17 protein-coding genes, 1 rRNA gene and 2 riboswitches are annotated in these 20299 nt (G+C 34.2%); of the genes, 16 read left to right on the top strand and 2 right to left on the bottom strand.

Translation table 11 applies throughout. The features are described from left to right. The first annotated feature begins 286 nt into the window (after window positions 1-286). Window positions 287-403 (top strand): 5S ribosomal RNA (gene rrf / locus BUA73_RS11695). Window positions 404-543: 140 nt separating this feature from the next. Here the strand turns inward: rrf and BUA73_RS11690 are convergent. Both BUA73_RS11690 and BUA73_RS11685 read right to left on the bottom strand, forming a co-directional pair. Beyond that, on the bottom strand, window positions 544-1278 hold the full coding sequence (locus tag BUA73_RS11690) for an ABC transporter permease (protein WP_072904303.1): 735 nt from the start codon (window positions 1276-1278) through the stop codon (window positions 544-546). Continuing rightward, window positions 1278-2117 (bottom strand): ABC transporter ATP-binding protein, encoded by an 840-nt coding sequence (locus BUA73_RS11685; RefSeq protein ID WP_072904302.1) that lies wholly within the window; start codon window positions 2115-2117, stop codon window positions 1278-1280. The genes BUA73_RS11690 and BUA73_RS11685 overlap by 1 nt, the downstream gene beginning before the upstream one ends. A 141-nt stretch (window positions 2118-2258) precedes the next feature. After that, a riboswitch (cobalamin riboswitch) is annotated at window positions 2259-2441 on the bottom strand. 147 nt (window positions 2442-2588) lie between these two features. Between BUA73_RS11685 and BUA73_RS11680 the strand changes: the two genes are divergently transcribed. From BUA73_RS11680 to BUA73_RS11610, 15 genes are all read left to right on the top strand, one after another. Further along, window positions 2589-6110 carry a cobaltochelatase subunit CobN gene (locus BUA73_RS11680; protein ID WP_072904301.1) on the top strand — a complete coding sequence of 1174 codons (3522 nt, stop codon included), beginning with the start codon at window positions 2589-2591 and terminating at the stop codon, window positions 6108-6110. A 303-nt stretch (window positions 6111-6413) separates the two neighbouring features. After that, window positions 6414-7394: a cellulose binding domain-containing protein gene (locus tag BUA73_RS11675; RefSeq protein ID WP_072904300.1), complete on the top strand. Its 981-nt coding sequence runs from the start codon at window positions 6414-6416 to the stop codon at window positions 7392-7394. A 125-nt stretch (window positions 7395-7519) separates the two neighbouring features. After that, window positions 7520-8899, top strand: a complete 1380-nt coding sequence (locus BUA73_RS11670) for a vWA domain-containing protein (protein ID WP_072904299.1) — start codon at window positions 7520-7522, stop codon at window positions 8897-8899. Window positions 8900-9007: 108 nt separating this feature from the next. Beyond that, on the top strand, window positions 9008-10048 hold the full coding sequence (locus BUA73_RS11665) for a hypothetical protein (RefSeq protein ID WP_072904298.1): 1041 nt from the start codon (window positions 9008-9010) through the stop codon (window positions 10046-10048). An 8-nt stretch (window positions 10049-10056) separates the two neighbouring features. Continuing rightward, window positions 10057-10704 carry a hypothetical protein gene (locus BUA73_RS11660; protein ID WP_072904297.1) on the top strand — a complete coding sequence of 216 codons (648 nt, stop codon included), beginning with the start codon at window positions 10057-10059 and terminating at the stop codon, window positions 10702-10704. Window positions 10705-11032: 328 nt separating this feature from the next. Then, a complete protein-coding gene (locus tag BUA73_RS14530) occupies window positions 11033-11167 on the top strand; it encodes a hypothetical protein (RefSeq protein WP_278319416.1) in 135 nt (44 codons plus the stop codon). Further along, window positions 11164-11646, top strand: coding sequence for a hypothetical protein (locus tag BUA73_RS11650; protein WP_072904295.1), 483 nt, complete (start codon window positions 11164-11166; stop codon window positions 11644-11646). The genes BUA73_RS14530 and BUA73_RS11650 overlap by 4 nt, the downstream gene beginning before the upstream one ends. A 175-nt stretch (window positions 11647-11821) precedes the next feature. Beyond that, window positions 11822-11996, top strand: a riboswitch (cobalamin riboswitch). Between the two features lie 193 nt (window positions 11997-12189). After that, window positions 12190-13431 (top strand): glutamyl-tRNA reductase, encoded by a 1242-nt coding sequence (gene hemA, locus BUA73_RS11645; protein ID WP_072904294.1) that lies wholly within the window; start codon window positions 12190-12192, stop codon window positions 13429-13431. A 26-nt stretch (window positions 13432-13457) separates the two neighbouring features. Beyond that, window positions 13458-14060 (top strand): precorrin-2 dehydrogenase/sirohydrochlorin ferrochelatase family protein, encoded by a 603-nt coding sequence (locus tag BUA73_RS11640; protein ID WP_072904293.1) that lies wholly within the window; start codon window positions 13458-13460, stop codon window positions 14058-14060. A gap of 7 nt (window positions 14061-14067) precedes the next feature. Beyond that, window positions 14068-14979 (top strand): hydroxymethylbilane synthase, encoded by a 912-nt coding sequence (gene hemC, locus BUA73_RS11635; RefSeq protein ID WP_072904292.1) that lies wholly within the window; start codon window positions 14068-14070, stop codon window positions 14977-14979. Next, complete coding sequence (gene cobA, locus BUA73_RS11630; RefSeq protein ID WP_072904291.1) at window positions 14969-16471, top strand: uroporphyrinogen-III C-methyltransferase; 1503 nt, start codon at window positions 14969-14971, stop codon at window positions 16469-16471. Before hemC ends, cobA begins: the two co-directional genes overlap by 11 nt. Window positions 16472-16510: 39 nt before the next feature. After that, window positions 16511-17482: a porphobilinogen synthase gene (hemB, locus tag BUA73_RS11625; RefSeq protein ID WP_178139264.1), complete on the top strand. Its 972-nt coding sequence runs from the start codon at window positions 16511-16513 to the stop codon at window positions 17480-17482. Between the two features lie 24 nt (window positions 17483-17506). Further along, window positions 17507-18823 carry a glutamate-1-semialdehyde 2,1-aminomutase gene (gene hemL, locus BUA73_RS11620; RefSeq protein ID WP_072904290.1) on the top strand — a complete coding sequence of 439 codons (1317 nt, stop codon included), beginning with the start codon at window positions 17507-17509 and terminating at the stop codon, window positions 18821-18823. Between the two features lie 53 nt (window positions 18824-18876). Continuing rightward, complete coding sequence (locus tag BUA73_RS11615; protein WP_084672257.1) at window positions 18877-19533, top strand: Bax inhibitor-1/YccA family protein; 657 nt, start codon at window positions 18877-18879, stop codon at window positions 19531-19533. A gap of 224 nt (window positions 19534-19757) precedes the next feature. Beyond that, on the top strand, window positions 19758-20237 hold the full coding sequence (locus BUA73_RS11610; RefSeq protein ID WP_143147012.1) for a hypothetical protein: 480 nt from the start codon (window positions 19758-19760) through the stop codon (window positions 20235-20237). The last annotated feature ends 62 nt before the right edge of the window (window positions 20238-20299 follow it).

Raw genomic sequence — 20299 nt, 5'->3', positions numbered from 1 at the left:
TAATAGGTCGAGGACTTGACCAAATTACTTATTCATTATACAATTTTGAGAGAATAAATTCTCTAATGAAACTCCTGAGCTTAGGCTCATGAGTACTGTATTTCTAAGAGGCAAAGCCTCAAAGAACTACATGCATCTGGTAACTATGGCGTAAAGGGTGAGAAATCTAAATGATTTCGAACGCCAAATTTAGTAAATCTATGATTTACGTTAAGAATTTGGCCGGTTACCGTCTTTGCTGGTAGCACTCTAAATGAAATAATTATTAGATTGACAAAAGAAAATATCTGGTGATGATAGCATAAAGGTAACACCCCTTTCCATTCCGAACAGGACGGTTAAGCTTTACAGCGCTGATGGTACTTCAGGGGAGGCCCTGCGGGAGAGTAAGACGTTGCCAGGTTAGACAAAAATCCTTAGATTAATTTCTAGGGATTTTTTTTGTATAAACAGAATTCTTAATTAAAAATAATATAAATAAAAAAGAAAGAAGCCTATGTATTGAATATTAAAAGATCATAGGCTTCTTTCTTTAGCTCACTATTATTCAGCTTCTTTGCATTTCTTAATTCCAAAGTAAAAAACTATAAGAAAATACGTAACTAAAACTATTGGATGTATAATCCTTTGAAATGTTGTCTCTTCAAAGCTTCTAAGTGCAGTGCTTGTATGACTTAAAGGTAAAAGCCATATAATATTTTTTATTATAGAGGGCATTTTATCTAAAGAAAAAAATGTTCCACACAAAAATGACATAGGAGTTATAACAAAACTTGAGAACTTTGCCATATCACTATGGGATTGAATGTACATTCCCACTGTAAATCCTATGGCAGAAAATACAAGGCAGTTAAGAATAATAATCAATATGAAGTACAAAGAGATTGATAGTCCCGTGCCAGTTACAGTACATAATACTATTATGAGTGTAGCCGAATACATACCAGTTAATGCTCCGGAAACAATTTTGCCAAGGGCATAAGATGCAGTGGATATTGGAGCAATCATAAAAGACTCAAAGGTCTTATAAAATATTCGCGATATATTAACCGAATTGGCCGTGTTATTATAACTAGTGGTCATGGTAGTTAAAGCTATTATTCCTGGTATAATAAAATTGATATATGATCCACCGTTGACAGTCATATTTCCACCCAATCCCCAACCAAAGGCGATGAGGTATAAAATAGGGGCCACCATGGCTGATAGAGTAATCGTTATTATTTTGCGCTTAAAAAGCACACCTTCTTGCCATAAAATACTTAAAAACGCTGACATTAGGATTCCACCTTTCTGTTAGTAAGACTGATAAATACATCTTCTAGATTAGTTGGTCGTATATTTAAACTCTCTGTTATGTTCACAGAAAAAGCGGTGGCTTCTTCTCTAGTTTTAAAAAATCTATAGGTGGTTTCGCCATTTTCGAAATATTCAACAGTGTATTTCCCCAGCTTTTCCACCAAAGATTTGGGTGAATTATATTCTACTAGTTTTCCGTTGTCAATTAGGCCTACGGTATCACATAATGCTTCAGCTTCCTCTATATAATGGGTGGTAAGTAAAACCGTAAGACCCTTTTCCTTCAGTCTCTTTAATAGATCCCAGAGCTTTCTTCGAGCTACAGCATCTAGGCCAACAGTAGGTTCATCTAATAGCAATAAATCTGGATTGTGCATAAGAGCTCTTGCAATCATTAATTTTCTTTTCATACCACCTGAAAATCCTTTTACAAGATCATTGCAACGGTCTTGTAGTTCTGTAAATTGCAATAATTCGTTTATGCGTTGGTTTCTAAGGTTTTTTGGGATGCCGTAAAGTCTTCCGTGGAGCTCTAAATTCTCCCTGGCTGTCATTTCTACCTCAAGGTTGTTGCCCTGAGGTACAACGCCTATTTTCTTTTTAATTTCTGTAAGATTTCTATGCATACTTTGTTCATTTATGTATATATCTCCTGAAGATGGCGGCGTTAAGGTACTTATCATTTTAATTGTAGTACTTTTTCCAGCGCCATTTGGTCCTAAAAGACCGAAAAATTCTCCCTTCTTAAGCTCTAGATTCAGGTTATCTACAGCAGTGAGCTTGTCGTACTTTTTTACAAGATTTTTAATAACTAGCAAATTTTTGTCCTCCTAAGAAAATAAAAAACTCCGCTTTCGGCGGAGAAATAAACGTATGCAGAACAACAAAATTAACGATTAGTTTGAGAGTAGGTGATATAACCGTTACATGTTGTATGTGTTTTCTTCCCGCCGAAGCAATAACATACTATTAAACAGGCAGGTCTCCTGACTTGCGGATCATCCTCTTCCATCCTTCCCAGAATTTAAATTCCAGTGGTAATATGGATTTGTAGCCGATTACAGTAACGGGGGTTGTAATGGATTTTCACCATTTTCCCTTTTCAACCTTAAATAAAAGGTACCTGAATAATATATTAAATTTTATAGCATGGCTATATTATAACAATAGATATTGTGTATTTCAATTAAATTTAACTAATTCAATAAATTATCTTGATTTTATTTAATAGGTTGTATATCATGATTAATTGAGAGTAGGTGATAAGCATACGAAATAAGGAGAAATATATGATAAAAATATTATGTATAGGATTGGACTCTATGCTTTATCGTCTAAGAGATGTTTTTAGGACAATAGACAATCAAAATATATGCATTGAAACATACAGATTAAATAAAGATAAGGATGACAATGTAGAAGTTAATAATATTGCAGATAAAGCAGCAGACTTAATTTTAATAGGCAATATAGCTCAAGAAGAGCATTGGGATGGTATATTTCAGAAATTAAATGATAATTTAAAGGTATCTATAGTGCCCGTAGGTTCCCATGCAATTAATCAGGGATATTACAATATCCAACCATCTATGGCCTTAGAGATAAACAATTACATTACTTTGGGAGGTATGAAAAACTTAACCTCTGCAATGAGTTACATTTGTTATCATATATTAGGCGAAAACTTTTCAGAATTGCATAAGGATAAATATAAAAGTTTTATATTTGCACCTGAAATGTTGGCTTTTAATGGCATAACCCATGGTGATACTAATGATGTGTTTCATAGTTTTAATGAGTATTGTAAATGGTATATTGGTGATGGTAATCCCGAAAACTATGTATGGATAGGGATCCTTGTGCACAGAAGTAGATGGGAATCGAACAGTCTTCATGTGGAATATGAATTACAGAAAAAGCTTGAGCAAATGGGGTACAAGGTCATACTAGCATTTAGTTATGCAACTACAGAGGAACAAGCTGATATTAAGAGTTTTCGAGGGGTGGTAAAGGATTACTATTCTTACAAAGAATCTTTAATAATTAGCGGACTTGTAAATTTTCAAATGCTAACTGTATCAGGGGAATTAGTTGAAGAAAATTTATTTCAGCATGAGATAAACAATTTTAAGAGGATTAATGTTCCTGTGTTTAGGCCAATAATAAGCTATTCACAAACAAAAGAACAATGGGAACATAGTGTTTTAGGGTTAGTTGGCGAGAATAGTTGGGCTTATACTACACCAGAAGCTGTTGGTATGATAGAGCCTGTAATAATAGGTTTTAGAGATGAAAAGGGACAACAGTTGGTAATGATGGAGGCTGTGGACAGACTAGCTTCTAGAATTTCTAAATGGATGGAACTTAGAGTATGTGACAATAAACATAAAATAGTGGTTATCATGATACACAATGCTCCCTGTGCCGGTGTGGAGGCTACCATAGGGAAAGCTCCTGGGCTTCATGTTTTCAACAGTATTATTAGGATTATGAATGAAATGAAAAAACAAGGATATTATATAAAAGATATTCCAGATAGTGGAGAACAACTTCAGGAAATGATTATGAGCAGAAAAGCTTTCCACGATTTCAGATGGACATCTGTTGAAGATATCGTGGCTGCAAAGGGTGTATTATATGAGATGAACGGTGAAGAATATGGCAAGTATTTTAATGATATACCTGAAAATTCTAGGAATAAAATCATTGAAACTTGGGGTGAATTACCTGGGGAATCTATGGTCTATGATGATAAGATAATAATAACAGGATTGGATTTTGGGAATGTAAAGGTTATGGTGCAACCTAAAAGGGGATGTTATGGAGCAAAGTGTACTGGAGAAGTATGTAAGATATTGCATGATCCAACGTGCCCACCACCGCATAATTATGTAGCTACGTATAAATATATAGAGTACATTTTAAAAGCTAATGCAGTTGTTGATATTGGAACAGGTGGAAGTCTTGAATTTTTACCAGGCAAATCCGTTACACTTAGCAATAATTGTTTCCCTACTATATGCCTTGGGTCATTGCCTCATATTTATGTATACAATTCCGCTGTGGGTGGCGAAGGAACTGTAGCAAAACGTAGAGGAAATTCTGTTATTATAGATCATATGCCTGGTGTCATAGAGAATATATGGCAGAATAAAAAGCCCAATCTTCATGAACTAGGAGCTGATTTGGATGAAAAAGAAATTGTAGCTCTTATATACCAGTATATGTTGAATAATAGCGAAACCATGGCTAAAATTAGGGATAGCTATGAGAAGGAAAGTGAATTTGGCGAAAAGATCACTGATATAATCATGAAGGTTGTAAATGGTCACCCATGCATGGAGGAAATTGAGAAAAGCTATAAGATTGTAAAAGAAAAATGTGCTAACATGGCAAATGAAATAAATTCACTAATGGCAGCTCTTTGTGGTCAATACATAGAAGCAGGATTATCCGGAATTCCCGAAGAAAATCTTGAAGAAGTTATGCCTACAGGAAGGAATATGCATGTTATGGACAGCCATAAGGTTCCAACCAAAGAAGCTTATGATATAGGTAAAACTTTGGCAGAGGAGCTTATAAATAAATATATGGAAGAAAATCATGGTGATATGCCTGAAAAAATTGCCATGAATATGATATCTACAGATATATCAGGGGCTAAAGGTCAACAAATGTCTCAAATATTGTATCTTATGGGTGTTAGACCATGTTGGAATAGTTGGGGAAAAGTTGTTGATATAGAGGTAATTTCACTAGAAGAACTTAAAAGACCAAGAATAGATGTTACAGTAAGAATATCAGGTGTATTAAGAGATTCTTTTCCAGAGGCTGTGGCAATGATAGACAAGGCTGCACTTATAGTAAGTTCATTGGACGAAAATTTAACTGATAATTTTATAAAGAAAAATACCATGATGATAAAGGACGCGCTTATCAATGCAAAGCAAGTTGATAACCTTGAAAGAAGAGCTTCCATAAGAGTATTTGGAGATAAACCAGGTGCCTATGGAGCCGGAGTTGATCTTGCTTTAAAAGCTAGTGCATGGAAGGAAGAAGAAGATCTAGCTAAGGTGTTTGCTCAATTTACATCCTATGCTTATGGAGAGGATGTAAATGGGAAATTAGCTATTAAAGAATTGGTGGAAAATATAAAGAATACGGATGCTTCATATGATGTTACTGATTCAAGAAGATTTGACACTCTTAATAGTTGTTTTACAGCCTCTGTCCATGGAGGATTTAACATATTAAAAAAAGTTTTTACAGGTAAAGATATGTGTCAATATCATGGAAACTCTATAAAAGACAAAAAACCTATGGTTGGGGCATTAAAGGATGAACTAAAAAAGAATTTAGAGGAAACCTTGTGTAATGATGAGTGGAAAACAAGAATGAAGCAAGATGGCTATGAGGGTGCTAGCGATATTATAAAATCTATACAAACCTTATTTGATTGGCAAGTTTTGCTTAAAGAGTTTGAACATAAGGATATTGATAAAGTAGTAGATATGTATATTAACGATGATGATATGAGAAAATGGTTTGAGGAAAACAATAAATATGCTCTTGAGGAAATAGGTAGACGGTTCTTGGAGATGCACGAGAGAAAGATGTGGGAACCTGCTCCGGATATACTAAAAGCTCTTAGAAAAAATTATGTTAGTATAGAAGCTACCATGGAAACTTCTATGGAAAATTGTAGTGAAGAGGTTCAAGGTGGAAATATAGAAGTACTAAATCAAGAGGATATAGAGTGTTGGAAAAATAAATTTAAAGAAGTAGAGGAGTTTTTTAAAGAAAATAAATGATGATAGAAGGCTGCTTACGATTAGCAGCTTTTTTCAATTTAAATAGGGAGCCATACGGGAAAATTTATAGAAAAATAAAGGAATTTAGAATAAAATGTAGAAATAAATAATTGTAACAGAACTATTAAATAAATGAATTATTAAATAATATTCTGTTAAATAAAATATTAAATGGGAGTAGTACTTATTTTATCAAGCCAAAAGGCGAAGATAAAATTCTAGTACTACCCACAGCAAGGGATAGTAGGTTTGTGCCGAGGGAAGTGAAGGCAGAAACCACTAGCCTACTGCAGGGGTGGTATAATGAAACACAGTACAAAAAAGTTAATGTCATTAGTATTGACTTTGGTTATGGGGTTGATGACATTATGCAATACTATAGTAGCCAGCGCTGGTGAAGTCAAGATTAATGGTCAAAAAGCAAGTGAAGGAGTGGAAAATGCATCACATTTTACTGGGGAAGGGTACGAAATAAAGTACTACGTTGACAATTACAACATAGGTGAATACCAAGAACAAATTTGGATAACGAACACTGGAGATAAGACCATAGAAAATTGGAAACTTAAGTTCAATCTACCATACAATATAGATGCTATATGTAATGGAACATGGGAGACATATGAGAATGGTTATCAGAGATGTTCAGATGGGACTTATCTTATTCCAAACCAAGGATGGGATGCAAATATAGAGGCTGGAGGATGTGTACAGTTAAGCTTCACATTTAAATCTGATAATGGGGTAGTAGATCCTACGGAATTTCAATTGTTGCATAGCGGGATGCTAAATATTGAAGGGGAAGGATATACCATAGACCACGACATTATCAATTACGAAGCTAGTGGATATCAGGATAATATTACCGTAACCAACACAGGTGATAAGGTGATACACAATTGGAGCTTAAAGTTCAATAGTCCTTATGAGATCTATGCAATATACAATGGAGAATGGCAAACTTACGAAAGTGGATACGAGAGGTGTAAAGATGGCAGTTATATTATAACAAATCATGTAGATAATGCAGATATAGAGCCGGGAAGTTGTGTGCAGTTAAGTTGCACATTTAGAACAGATGAAGTGGTTACAGAACCTACGGATTCAAGATTAATACAAAAAGAGAAAATATGTACTCAAGGTAATGGTTATACCATGGAGTACGATGTAAATAACTACAGAAAAGATGAATACCAGACTTTTATCACTGTAACTAACACTGGAGAAGAAGCAATAAACAATTGGAGCTTAAAATTTGATTGTCCATATAAACAGAATTCTTAGCTTCAAGTGGAGTTTTAACTCCAACTGAAGGTTAGAATTCGTTATCTAGGGGCGTGTCTGTTGTTAACTCCATTCTAATGAGGAGGGAGTGTTACAACAGCTAGCCATCAGGCAGAATAGATTCTGTGTATAACGGTGCATGGGAGAATTATGATAATGGCTATTCGAAATGCGAGGATGGAAGCTACCTTATTACTAATAATGGTGTAAATGCTAACATTGAGGTAGGAGCATCTATAAAAGTAAGTTATATATTTAAGACACAGGATGAGGTGGTAGAACCGACTTACCACATGTTTTTATATGAAAATAGTTTAAATGATGGTGATTACGATGGGTTGCCAGACTATGAAGAGGTTTTTTTGTACAGGACTAATCCAAAAGATCCAGATACTGATAAAGATGGCTTAAATGATGGGGCAGAGGTTAAGTTAGGTTTCAATCCACTGTTAAACGATAGTAACAATGACGGTATACTAGATGGACAAGAGAAGACAGAACAAAATTTAGAATGTGCTATAGAAGAGCAAGAATGTGCAATTAGTAACGTATCTATACAAATTAATGGGACAGGTCTTGTTAGTGAAACTACTGAAATACAAAATACCTTTGGAATCGATATGTTATCTACTGGAGTAGTGGGTTTAGTAGGCGTACCTGTTAATATAGAGACGAAGTCGGAGTTTGACAGAGCAACTATCACATTTGCATATGACGAAAGTAAACTGGGCGATGTAAATGAAGATGACCTGCGTATAATGTGGTATGATGAGGAAAATAATAATTATGTTATTTTAAATAACGAAACGGTATTAGATAAAGAAAATAACACATTAAGCTATACTACCACCCACTTCTCAACTTATCTTGTAGTGGATCAGAAGAAGTGGTATGAGTGTTGGAGAAGCACAATAAACTATAGGACTGATGATTCGCAGGAAACACAAGAAAGTCAAAATTTTGATGTATGTTTTGTAGTAGACAGATCAGGAAGTATGTCGGGTAATTCTATAATAACAGCAAAAGATTCTATGCTAGGTTTTAATGAAGCAATGCATTATGATGATAGGGTAGCCATTGTAGGATTTGATTCCACGGCACAGGTGCATTTACCATTTATATGCCCAAGTGATGAGGCAGTAAAAAACAGTATAGGTAATATTAGAGCGTCTGGTGGCACTAATGTGGAAAGTGGTTTAGTAGCTGCATTAGATTTGTTTGACAAAACTGAACCTCAAATGAATGATAATGGCGTAAAAAATGAAAAGATGATGATACTTCTTTGTGATGGTGATGTGTATTATACAGAGGCTACGTTGAAAAGGGCCAAAGATGCTGGAATAAGGATATATACAGTCCTTATTGGATGGAGTAGTGGAAGAACAGCTTTAGAGCATATAGCAGAAGTTACTGAGGGTAAGTTCTATAGTGCACAGGAATCTGCTGACATAAGGGACGCTATATATGGTATAAACAGAATTCTTAGCTTCAGGTGGGGGGGTTAACCCATCTGAAGGTTAGAAGTCGTTATCTAGGGGCGTGTCCGTTGTTATCACACTTCTAAAAGAACAGGGTGTGTTACAACGACTAGCCATCAGATAAAGGATGAAACTGTGAATAAGATAGATACCACTGATACTGATTATGATGGGCTTTATGATGTATATGAAACAGCAGGGATGAAGATAGCTAATGGCAATGTAATTTATACTGATCCATTAAATAAAGATTCTGATGGAGATGGTCTTACAGATGGGGAAGAAATGGTTGCTAGGTTTGATTTAAATAATAGTCCAATATTCAAAGAGATAATTATTAATTTGGGAATTGATGGGATAATTAAAAATAATTATTTTGACTATAAGAGTGATCCAAGTAAGGAAGATACAGATACCGATGGGTATTTAGATGCTAAAGATCCAAGACCTTGTTTGTGTGATGTTTTTTATTATAATATAGAAAACAAAGATTTTTTGCCTATAGTAGATGAGAAACAATGTTTACATTACGGAGGAAATCAAGGGTGGTTCAGTGAAGAAAAATGGTTAAGTCAGGAGTATGTTTTAAATAATGCTGGATGTGGGACCATAGCAGTAAGTAACTTATTATTATATTGTGAAAGAAAAAAGGAAAATAATAATAGTGAAATAGAAAAAGAGTATTACATGGACTATGTAAAAGAAATAGATATGCTATATACACAAACTAAGCGTTGGGGGACTTTAGGTAATGAATTAAGTAAGGTAATCAATGTATATTTAAAGGATATGAATTATCAAGCATCATGGGAGTATTTCTTAAATGATGGAGAAATGCTATACAAAATAATGGAGATGCTAAAAAAGGATATTCCGGTGATTTTTTCAGTGGGACCTAATACACCAAATATTTTTGGGAAATATAAAATTAATTTATATAAACAAAACAAAGAATATGGTTCAGATGATTTATATGAGTATAATCACAATTACAATACAAATTCACATTATATGACGATTACAGGTGTTATAGTTGATAATTTAGCAAGCAAACATAATGTGATGTTATGTGTGTCTAGCTGGGGAGAAAAATATTATGTTGATTATTGGGAATATAGAGATTATATCTTAAATCATGGAGATAGGGTGACAAGTAGTATGATCTATATAAGGTAGGTGATGATGTGAAAAAGAGAAAGAAAAAGATAGTTGTAGGTACTATAATCATAATAGTGTTGTATAATCTTTACTTAAGGACACCGTATACATTTAAAAAGGAATATAAAATTATAAACTATGCATTACAGGGTAATAGGGATTATTTTGGAAGGATGCAAGTTAATTTGGACGAAAAAGAAAAGACTGTGGAATATTTATTAACAGATAAATCAAAAACTACAATGGAATCATATGCTATTCTTTGTGGTAAAATGAACGAATATCTTAAAAATAACCCAGACTATTTTTTGAATAATGGATATCATATGGAGTTGAATTTTTATTTTACTAATTCCTATAGTCCTGTGTATTTGTCTTTTAGCAATGAGATAAGGATAAAATGGAGTGACAGAGTGGAAAATTTAACAGAGAGAGGGAATAAGTTAAATTGTATGTCAATTAAAATGAGGGATGAATTTGACGTATACAAAATAAAAGATTCTTCACATTACGACTTTGTAGAGTATATGGATATAGGGGTGCCAGTAATAACAGAAGGTAAAGTCCTCAATAACTTTAAATCTTTAAAGAAGGTATTCTTATCATACTCAGATGTAACATGGTGGGATAAAGAACAATTGAGGCGAGATCTTGATAACTGTGAGGTTGAGTAATAAATAGCCCTCTAGTGTGCTATATAGAGCAAAAGCAGTAGAGGGAGGTAGGAGGTATTATTTTAGTGAGCCTGAAAAATGGGCGAAAATAGGTGATGAAGTAGAAGTATGGGTTAATGAAAATGATCCAGAGGATATTCATTATATTAGCTTTAGAAGGATGGCAATTGGGACAATCATTACAGTGGTTTATAGTATTTTTATAATAGTAGATATTATAGTCAAGAGGAAACGAAAAAGGAAATTATTTAATTACTAAAAATTTTTATCTGACCAAAGTTCCCCACATGATGATTTATGACGATAATGTGGGGAACTTTTCAACTAATTGGTACACAATGTAATAAATCAAGGTAGAAAAATGGAACAGTTCTTGTCAGTGAAACTACTGAAATACAAAATAACTTTGAAAATAAAGTACGATGATAGGGTGGCTATTATATTGAAGGAGAAAGTTAGATGAAAAAATTTTTTACGTATATTAAGTGTATAATTAAATATTCAATTTTATTAATTTTACTGATTTCACTATACAATAATACTATTATAGTATTAAGAAATAAGGAAAAAATAAGGAATTGTAAACAGTGTGATGCTATAATAGTTGATTTTGGAACAGTGCCAAGCTTTTTTGGTTCCAAACATGTAGAATTTGTTATGGTTGATTACTACGATAATGGAAGGTGGTATAGGACAGGTGAGAAAAACATGGATGAACATCCCGATACACCTAATACGTATGGATTTAATGGATATGAGTGGTGGATGAAGAAAGGAGATAAAATTAAAATATGGGTTGATAAAAATTGTCAATACAATTTATACTATACGAACTTTAAAGGTATGGTAATTCGTACAATCGTTACAGTGGGTTATATTATTTTTATAGTGGTTAATATTATAGTTAAAAGGAAACGAAAAAGGAAATTATGTAATTTCTAAAAGATTTTATTTGGGATATGTTTTCCACATATAAAAATTATTCAAAAGTGAAATTGGATTTATGGCCTATGTGTATAGATGTGCCTGTGGAGAGATTTGCTTTAGTTCAAGATAATACTGAAAAAATTTTACAAGTGGTTTTAAAATCCACTTGTAAACCACCTTGTAAAAAAGTATAATTATATATGTTTAAGGTACCCATCATGGGTTTAATAGGGAAAGCGGTGAAAATCCGCCACAGCCCCCGCTACTGTGAGCGAATACAAAATGGTATATCCACTGAGAATTTTCGGGAAGGGCCATGGAGGTTAAGTCGTAAGTCAGGAGACCTGCCCAATAATACATACATCAAGATTTCGGTGGGAGATCGGTGGATATATTAATTATATATATCATGCCATATAAAAGTGTCATTACAAGATGAATACTAAACTCCCTTTTACAAGGGAGTTTTATTTTTAATAACACATATGCGGCTGTTTTACAAGGGCTAGCCATCAGATAAACAAAAATCAAATATAATAAAGACCAGGGGGAAATGCAATGCATATAGTGGTTATTGGCGTTAACCATAATGATGCGCCTATAGAAATAAGAGAGAAAGTAGCTTTCAGTGATTCGGAGAAAATCGATGCTTTAAACGATGTTCAGGATCTAGGTATGAAGGAAGCATTGATTCTTTCAACGTGTAATAGAAGTGAAATGTACATAGTATGTTCTGATGTAGAGGATGCCATTATTAAGCTAAAATGTTTTTATAGGGAGTTCTTTAAAGATGAGGGCATAGTAAAATATTTATTTATAAAAAAGGATGATGAGGCTATTCATCATATATATGAGGTGGCTGCAGGGTTGGATTCCATAGTCATAGGAGAGGATCAAATATTAGGCCAAGTAAAAGATGCTTTGCAGTTTTCCATGGAAATTGGAAGTAGTAAGAAGTTGTTAAATAAATTATTTAGGGAAGCAATTACTGCTGCGAAAAATATAAAATCCACTTTGGCTATATCTGAGATTCCCCTTTCTACCAGTTATATTGCCATAAAGAGTTTGAGGGAAGAACTTGGAAGTTTGGAAGGCCGGAGCATTCTTCTTATTGGTGCTGGGAAGATAAGCCTTCTTGCTTTAAAATATTTCGAGGAAGAAAAAGTGGGCTGTGTATACATATGCAATAGGACTTTTGAGAAGGTAAAGGATATATGTAGCCAATGCGAAAATCTAAAAATGGTGGCTGTGGAATACGAAAAAAGATATGATATTTTAAAGGATGTGGATATTGTATTTACAGCTACAGCAGCATCACATCTTGTACTAAAAAAAGAACGTTTCCCAGAGATTTCAAAAGCAATCCATATCATTGATTTGGCAGTGCCTCGGGATGTAGAAAGGGGAATTTCACAACTGCCAATGGTGCATCTTTATGATGTGGACGACTTGAAACAGAGATCCAAGGATAATTTAAGAAAGCGTGAGGAATTATCTGTAAAGGCAAAGGGTATTATAGAAAGTAGTATAGATGAGTTTTATCAGTGGTGTACCACGGTAAAATTTGATCCTGTTATTAAATCTCTCAATGACAGATGTCAGGAGATAGAAGAGGATACTTTGGAGTATATAAATCGAAAGATTCAATTGAATAAAAAAGAACAGAAAATCATTGAAAAGATGGTTAAATCATCTTTGAAAAGGCTTATAAGAGAACCAATAAACAATCTTAAAGAATTAAAAAATGATAATAAATCCCAGGAATATGTGGAAATGATTAATAAGCTGTTTAATTTTTAAAAGTTAAATTGTGTGGAGGATTTAAAGTGTTTTATCCCTTAATGATAGATCTAAATGATAAAATTGTATGTGTAGTTGGCGCTGGAGGTGTGGCTCTTAGGAAGACAACTAAATTTTTAGAGTATGGGGCTACAGTAAAGGTTATTGGTAGGGAAATAAAAGAGGAATTTTCGGAGCTTAAGTCGAAATATGAGGGTAGGCTTCAAATACTAAAGGGGGATTTCAAGGAAGAGTACCTTCAGGGTGTATTCATGGCTGAAATTGCCACCAATGACTGCAATATCAATGAACGGGTAGCTACTATGTGCAAGGATAGAAATATTCTTTGTAGTGTGGCGGATAATATTAAAAAATGTGATTATATTGTACCTTCGACTGTGAAGAGGGGGAGTCTTATATTTAGCATTTCAACTTTAGGAAAAAGCCCTTCTTTATGTGCTAAGGTAAGAAAGGAACTAGAGGAAAAGTATCCAGAGTCTATGGCGGACTTTGTGGAATTACTTGGACAGGGTAGAGAATTGGTACTTAATAAAATACAAAATGCTGAAGAGAGAAGAAGTATTTTAAATAAAATGGTTTATATGGACTTTGAGGAATTAAAGAAGGTCGTAGATCAATTGAAAGGATAGATGGAAAATGAAGATAGTTGTGGGAACCCGAGGGAGTAAACTTGCTTTGACTCAAACAAATTGGGTGGTTAGTGAATTAAAAGATAGATTTCCTAAGGTAGAATTTGAGGTAAAGATTATTAAAACCAAAGGCGATCGAGTTCAGGATGTAGCGTTGGACAAAATTGGTGATAAGGGGCTTTTTGTAAAGGAAATTGAAGAACAGCTTTTAAACGGTGATATAGATATGGCTATTCACAGCATGAAGGATATGCCTTCCGAATTACCTCAGGGCCTAAAGTTTTCCCATGTACCTAAGAGAGAAGATGTGAGAGATGTCATTGTTTTGGCAAAGGGATATGATTCCCTTGAGAGTCTGCCAAAGGGTGCTACCATAGGGTCCGGTAGCAAAAGAAGAAAATATCAGCTTCTAAAATATAGAAGTGATTTAAATATAGTTCCTATAAGGGGCAATGTAGATACAAGAATAAGTAAAATTGAAACTGAGGGTTTGCATGGGACAATACTGGCTATGGCTGGATTAAATAGGCTTAATATAATAGATACGCTACCATACACTGTTGTTCCAATTTCCACAGATATTTTATTGCCAGCTCCTGCTCAAGGTGCTTTAGCCATAGAGGTTCGGGAAAATGATAAACACATAGAGGATATACTGGCAGCATTATCTCATAGAGAAACTGAGATAGTAGTGGCAGCGGAGAGAGCTTTTCTAAAGGGGATTAACGGCAGTTGCCATATACCAGTAGGCGCTAAGGGAGAAATCCTTGGTGAAGAACTTATATTGGATGGTGTTTTGGGTACAGAGGATGGAGAGAAATTGGTGAGAAAAACCTTAAGGGGCAGTAGTAAGGCACCAGAGAAACTGGGATTTGAACTTGCAAAATTGATTTTAAAGGAGATAAACCATGAAGGGTAAAGTATTTTTAGTTGGTGCAGGGCCAGGAGATTATAAACTTATGACATTAAAAGGGGTGCAGTGCATTAAAGATGCTGATGTCATCGTGTATGATAGACTTGCCAATGACGTTATATTAAAGGATGCCAAGGAAAATTGTGAATTTATTTATGTGGGAAAGAAGTCAAAGTATCATACAAAAACCCAAGATGAAATCAATGATATAATTTCAGAAAAGGCACTGGAAGGAAAAATTGTCACAAGACTTAAGGGAGGAGATCCTTATGTGTTTGGCAGAGGTGGGGAAGAAGGAGAATTCCTTTTAGAAAAAGGTGTGGATTTTGAAGTTGTACCAGGTATTACTTCTGCCATTGGAGGGCTTTGCTATGCAGGAATTCCAATTACTCATAGGGATTTTGCATCTTCCTTCCACGTTATAACAGGCCATCTTAAGGAAGAGGATAAGGACCTAGATTGGAGTACTTTAGCAAAACTTCAGGGAACCTTAGTGTTCTTAATGGGTGTGGCTAATCTTTCAAATATAACTAGCAATTTAATTGCTTATGGGAAATCACAGGACACTCCTGCAGCTGTTATTAATTGGGGTGCAAGACCATATCAAAGAGTGGTCACTGGAACACTGAAGGATATTTATGATATAGTTCAAAGAGAGAACATAGGTTCTCCAAGTCTTATTGTCATTGGAGGAGTTGTAACTCTTAGGGATAAGCTTAACTTCTATGAGAAAAAACCTTTGTTTGGTACAGATGTAATTATCACGAGGGCTAGGGCTCAGAGCAGCAAGCTTTTTGAGAGGATTAATGATTTAGGTGGCAGACCAGTGGAAATGCCGACTATTAAAATTAAGGAAATCGAAAACAGCGGTATTGAAAATGCCATAGAGAATTTAAATAAATATACTTGTATGGTGTTTACTAGCGAAAATGCTGTAGATATATTTATGAAAAGACTTATGGACAGTGGCAAGGATATAAGAACTCTTGGAAACATGAAAATTGCTGCCATAGGAAAAGCTACAGCTCTTGTACTTAAGAAAAATGGTATACTGGCGGATTATGTACCTGACAAATTTGTAGCAGAAAGCTTATTGGAACTTTTAAAGGAAAAACTTACATCAAAAGATTATGTGCTAATACCAAGAGCTAAGGAAGCAAGAGAAGTTTTAGTAGATGAGCTTAGTAAAATTTGTTCTGTGGATGAAATAAAAATATATGAAACCATAAGAGAAGATGTAGATAAAGATGAGGTTATGGAAATACTTAAAAGTAATAGGGATACATACCTTACATTTACTAGTTCTTCTACGGTAAAAAACTTTATAGAAATTGTGGGAGAAGACAATTTAAGTGCATTAAACAATACGAAAATAATATCCATTGGACCTATCACTTCAAAAACCATAGAAAGCTTTGGTTTAAAAGTTTATAAAGAAGCTGAAGATTATACCATAGATGGCATGATTAAAACTCTGATACAGGATAAAAATAATTAATATGAGTATATACAAAATATAAAGGAGATGTTCATAGATATGCTTAATAGACCTAGACGATTGAGAACAAACGGAACCATAAGAAGTATGATAAGAGAAACAAAACTTCAGGTGGAGAACTTGATTTACCCTTTATTTATTGTAGAGGGAAATAACGTTAAAACTGAAATATCTTCTATGAAAGATGTTTATAGATTTTCAGTAGACAGAGTAAATGAAGAGATAAAAGAGTTGTTGGACCTTGGGATAAAGTACGTACTGCTATTCGGTATTCCAGACAAGAAGGATGAAGTAGGAAGTGAGGCTTATTGTTCTTGTGGCGTGGTGCAAAAGGCTATAAGGGAAATAAAATCAAAATACCCAGAGATGTATGTTATAACAGATATTTGTATGTGTGAATACACATCTCATGGTCATTGTGGTATCCTTACAAAAAGCGGATATGTAGACAATGATAAGACCTTAGAATACTTAGGCAAAATTGCCATAAGTCATGCTGAGGCCGGTGCAGATATGGTGGCTCCATCGGATATGATGGATGGAAGAATAGGCTTTATAAGAAATGTTCTCGACGAAAATGGCTTTGTAAATCTTCCAATTATGGCCTATAGTGCAAAATATGCTTCAGCTTTTTATGGACCTTTTAGGGATGCAGCAGATTCATCTCCTGCCTTTGGAGACCGAAGAGCATATCAAATGGATCCTGCCAATGTAAATGAAGGACTAAGAGAAGTAGAACTGGATATAGAGGAAGGTGCAGATATAGTTATGGTGAAGCCTGCCCTATCTTATCTTGATGTCATAAGAGAAGTTAGAAATAATTTCAATATGCCACTGGCTGCATATAACGTAAGTGGAGAATACTCCATGATTAAAATGGCAGTGGAAAACGGTCTATTAAATGAATCTGCTATTATGGAATCCCTTGTGTCCATTAAGAGAGCAGGGGCCGATATAATTATCACTTACTTTGCAAAATATGTGGCAAAAAAATTAAGAGAAGAGGCATAGAAGCACGGAAGGGAGAATGGTTTTATGGGTAAAATTGATAGAAGCACATCGGAAAATCTTTTTAAAGAAGCTAACCAATACATACCTGGTGGGGTTAATAGTCCTGTTAGAGCTTTTAAATCTGTAGGTATGAGTCCAATTTTTGTGGACCATGCAAAGGGATCAAAGATATACGATGTGGATGAAAATGAATATATTGACTATATTTGCTCTTGGGGTCCTCTTATTCTTGGCCACAGCAGAGAAGAGATAATTAATGGTTTTGAAGAAATCGCAAGACGAGGAACTAGTTATGGCGTTCCCACAGAAATAGAAGTGAAAATGGCAAAATTCATAGTAGAAGCTTTTCCATCTATAGACATGGTTAGAATGGTGAACTCCGGCACAGAGGCTACTATGAGTGCCTTAAGAGTAGCTAGAGGCTATACAAAGCGAAATAAGATAGTAAAATTCGAGGGATGCTATCATGGACATTCTGATGCATTGCTTGTAAAATCAGGCTCAGGAACTATTACTTATGGTGTGCCTACAAGTCCTGGAGTTCCAGCAGATACTGTTAAAGATACCCTTGTGTGTACTTACAACGATTTAGAATCTGTAAAAGATACTTTTAAGGAGTACGGTGAAGATATAGCAGCTATTATTGTGGAGCCTGTGGGTGGCAATATGGGTGTAGTACCAGGTACACAAGAGTTTTTACAGGGTCTTAGGGATATATGCGACCAGTATGAGACAGTGCTAATCTTTGATGAAGTAATAACAGGATTTAGAGTAGCTTTTGGTGGCGCCCAAGAACTGTATGGGGTAAAACCGGATATGACTTGTTTTGGCAAAATCATTGGAGCAGGGTTGCCAGTAGGGGCTTACGGTGGAAAAAAAGCTATAATGGAGATGGTATCACCTGTAGGTCCTGTATATCAAGCTGGAACCTTATCTGGAAATCCTCTTGCCATGTTTATGGGCTATAGAAATTTATCTTTCCTTAAAGAACATGAAGATGTTTATGAAAAGTTAGAGAAGTTAGCAATTAAGTTTGAAGAGGGCATGAATAAAATCATAGATAAATACAATGTACCAGTGACGGTTATAAGATTTAAAGCCATGATGAGCGTGTTTTTTGCCAAAGGAGAGTTTAAAAATTTCCAGGATGTGATGAAATGTGATACTGAAAAATATGCTGTATTTTTTAAGGAAATGCTAGACAATGGCATCCTTTTCCCACCAGCACAATTTGAAGGTTTATTCCTGTCATATTCACATACTGAAGATGATATAAATCATACCTTAATTTCCTTTGAAAAGGCTATTAAAAAAGCATTTAAAATCTCTTTGGTGGAATAATCTCATAAATAATGGTATAATAATATATATATATTAAATTAGGGGGTGTTTCTATGGAACATAGTTTAAGTGAAAATAAGTTTATGTCTAAGACAATGATTATAATGTCCTTAGGAGTTTTTATAACTTTTCTTGCAGCTTATTATGTTGAAAAAAGTGGAATCCTTGTTACTAAAACCATGTTTTTTGTTTCAGCATTAATAGAACTTGCAATGGTCATAGCGCTTAGACCTATGGCACAAAAGTTATCCATTGCTGTGGCTACCATATGGTTTGTTGTTTACTCTGCCATAAGCGGTATAACTTTTTCTTTTGTGTTTTTAGCCTATGATCTTGGCGTAATTGCATCTGTTTTTCTTATAGCAGCAATTATGTTTTTCTGTTGTGCTATGATTGGTATAACAACAAAGAAAGACTTAAGCGGAATGGCTCAGTTTCTTTTTATGGGGCTTATTGGTCTACTTGTAATGTCCATTATGTCATTCTTTATTCCAGGTCTGGCAGAAAGCAAATTTATTGCTTTTATTGGAATTTTGATTTTCTCAGGGTACACAGCCTATGACATGCAAAAAGTAAAGATGATCCACGAAAATGCATACAATATGGATCCAGATGAAGTGGACAGATTTGTAGTGGTGGCTGCCCTTCAATTGTATCTTGATTTCATAAATCTTTTCTTGTATCTGCTTAAATTGGCTAGAAAAAAATAAGATTTCTATAAAGCCTATAGCACTTTTGGTGTCTATGGGCTTTTTTGTCGTTAAAATAAAAAAAATGAAATACGATATTTTTTACAATTATCACAATATGACAAAAATATTAGTAAATAAATGGTAAAATAGCACTGAGTTTTAATAAGAAACGAGGTGTTGTTATCTTGCAAAATATGATGTCATTTTTAATTTTGCCGGTCCTAGGAGCAGTTTTTTGCTATATGGGGACAATTTTAAGGCAAGGGTATAGTAATAAAAAAATAGGAATTAGTACTTTTATATTAGTAGCAATTCACGACATAACCCAATTGTATTTAAATATTACATATAGTCAAAATAGCCAAAATGTGTTGAGAAACTATCACAATTCTTTTATAGGAAATTTAATGGATATTTATATAAATGTATATTGGCTAATAATAATTAATATATTAATAGCTATCATAATGAATTTATTTATATATTATTATATAGACAGTGTGGGCAAGTCCTTTTGGAGTTGCAGTTTTAAAGTTTGCATAAATTCAGCGCTCCTTTGCTCTTTAACTGATAAAATAATTTTTAAGGGAAGTATTGATTTTCTTTTATTGATGGATGTGTATATGGTAGATATAAAAGACATTTATATGATTATTTCAGTTGTACTTTTGCTTTGTGAAATAATCTTAAATGATAGAGAAGTTGTAGTGACCACAAAATAACTGCTTTGTTGGACAATCAATATATGTTATAATTGTGATAGAATTTGGAGTTCATGGAGGAA

This window comes from Hathewaya proteolytica DSM 3090 (genome assembly GCF_900142225.1).
Classification (GTDB): Bacteria; Bacillota; Clostridia; order Clostridiales; family Clostridiaceae; genus Hathewaya; species Hathewaya proteolytica.
This window is presented reverse-complemented; position numbering and strand designations above follow the sequence as displayed.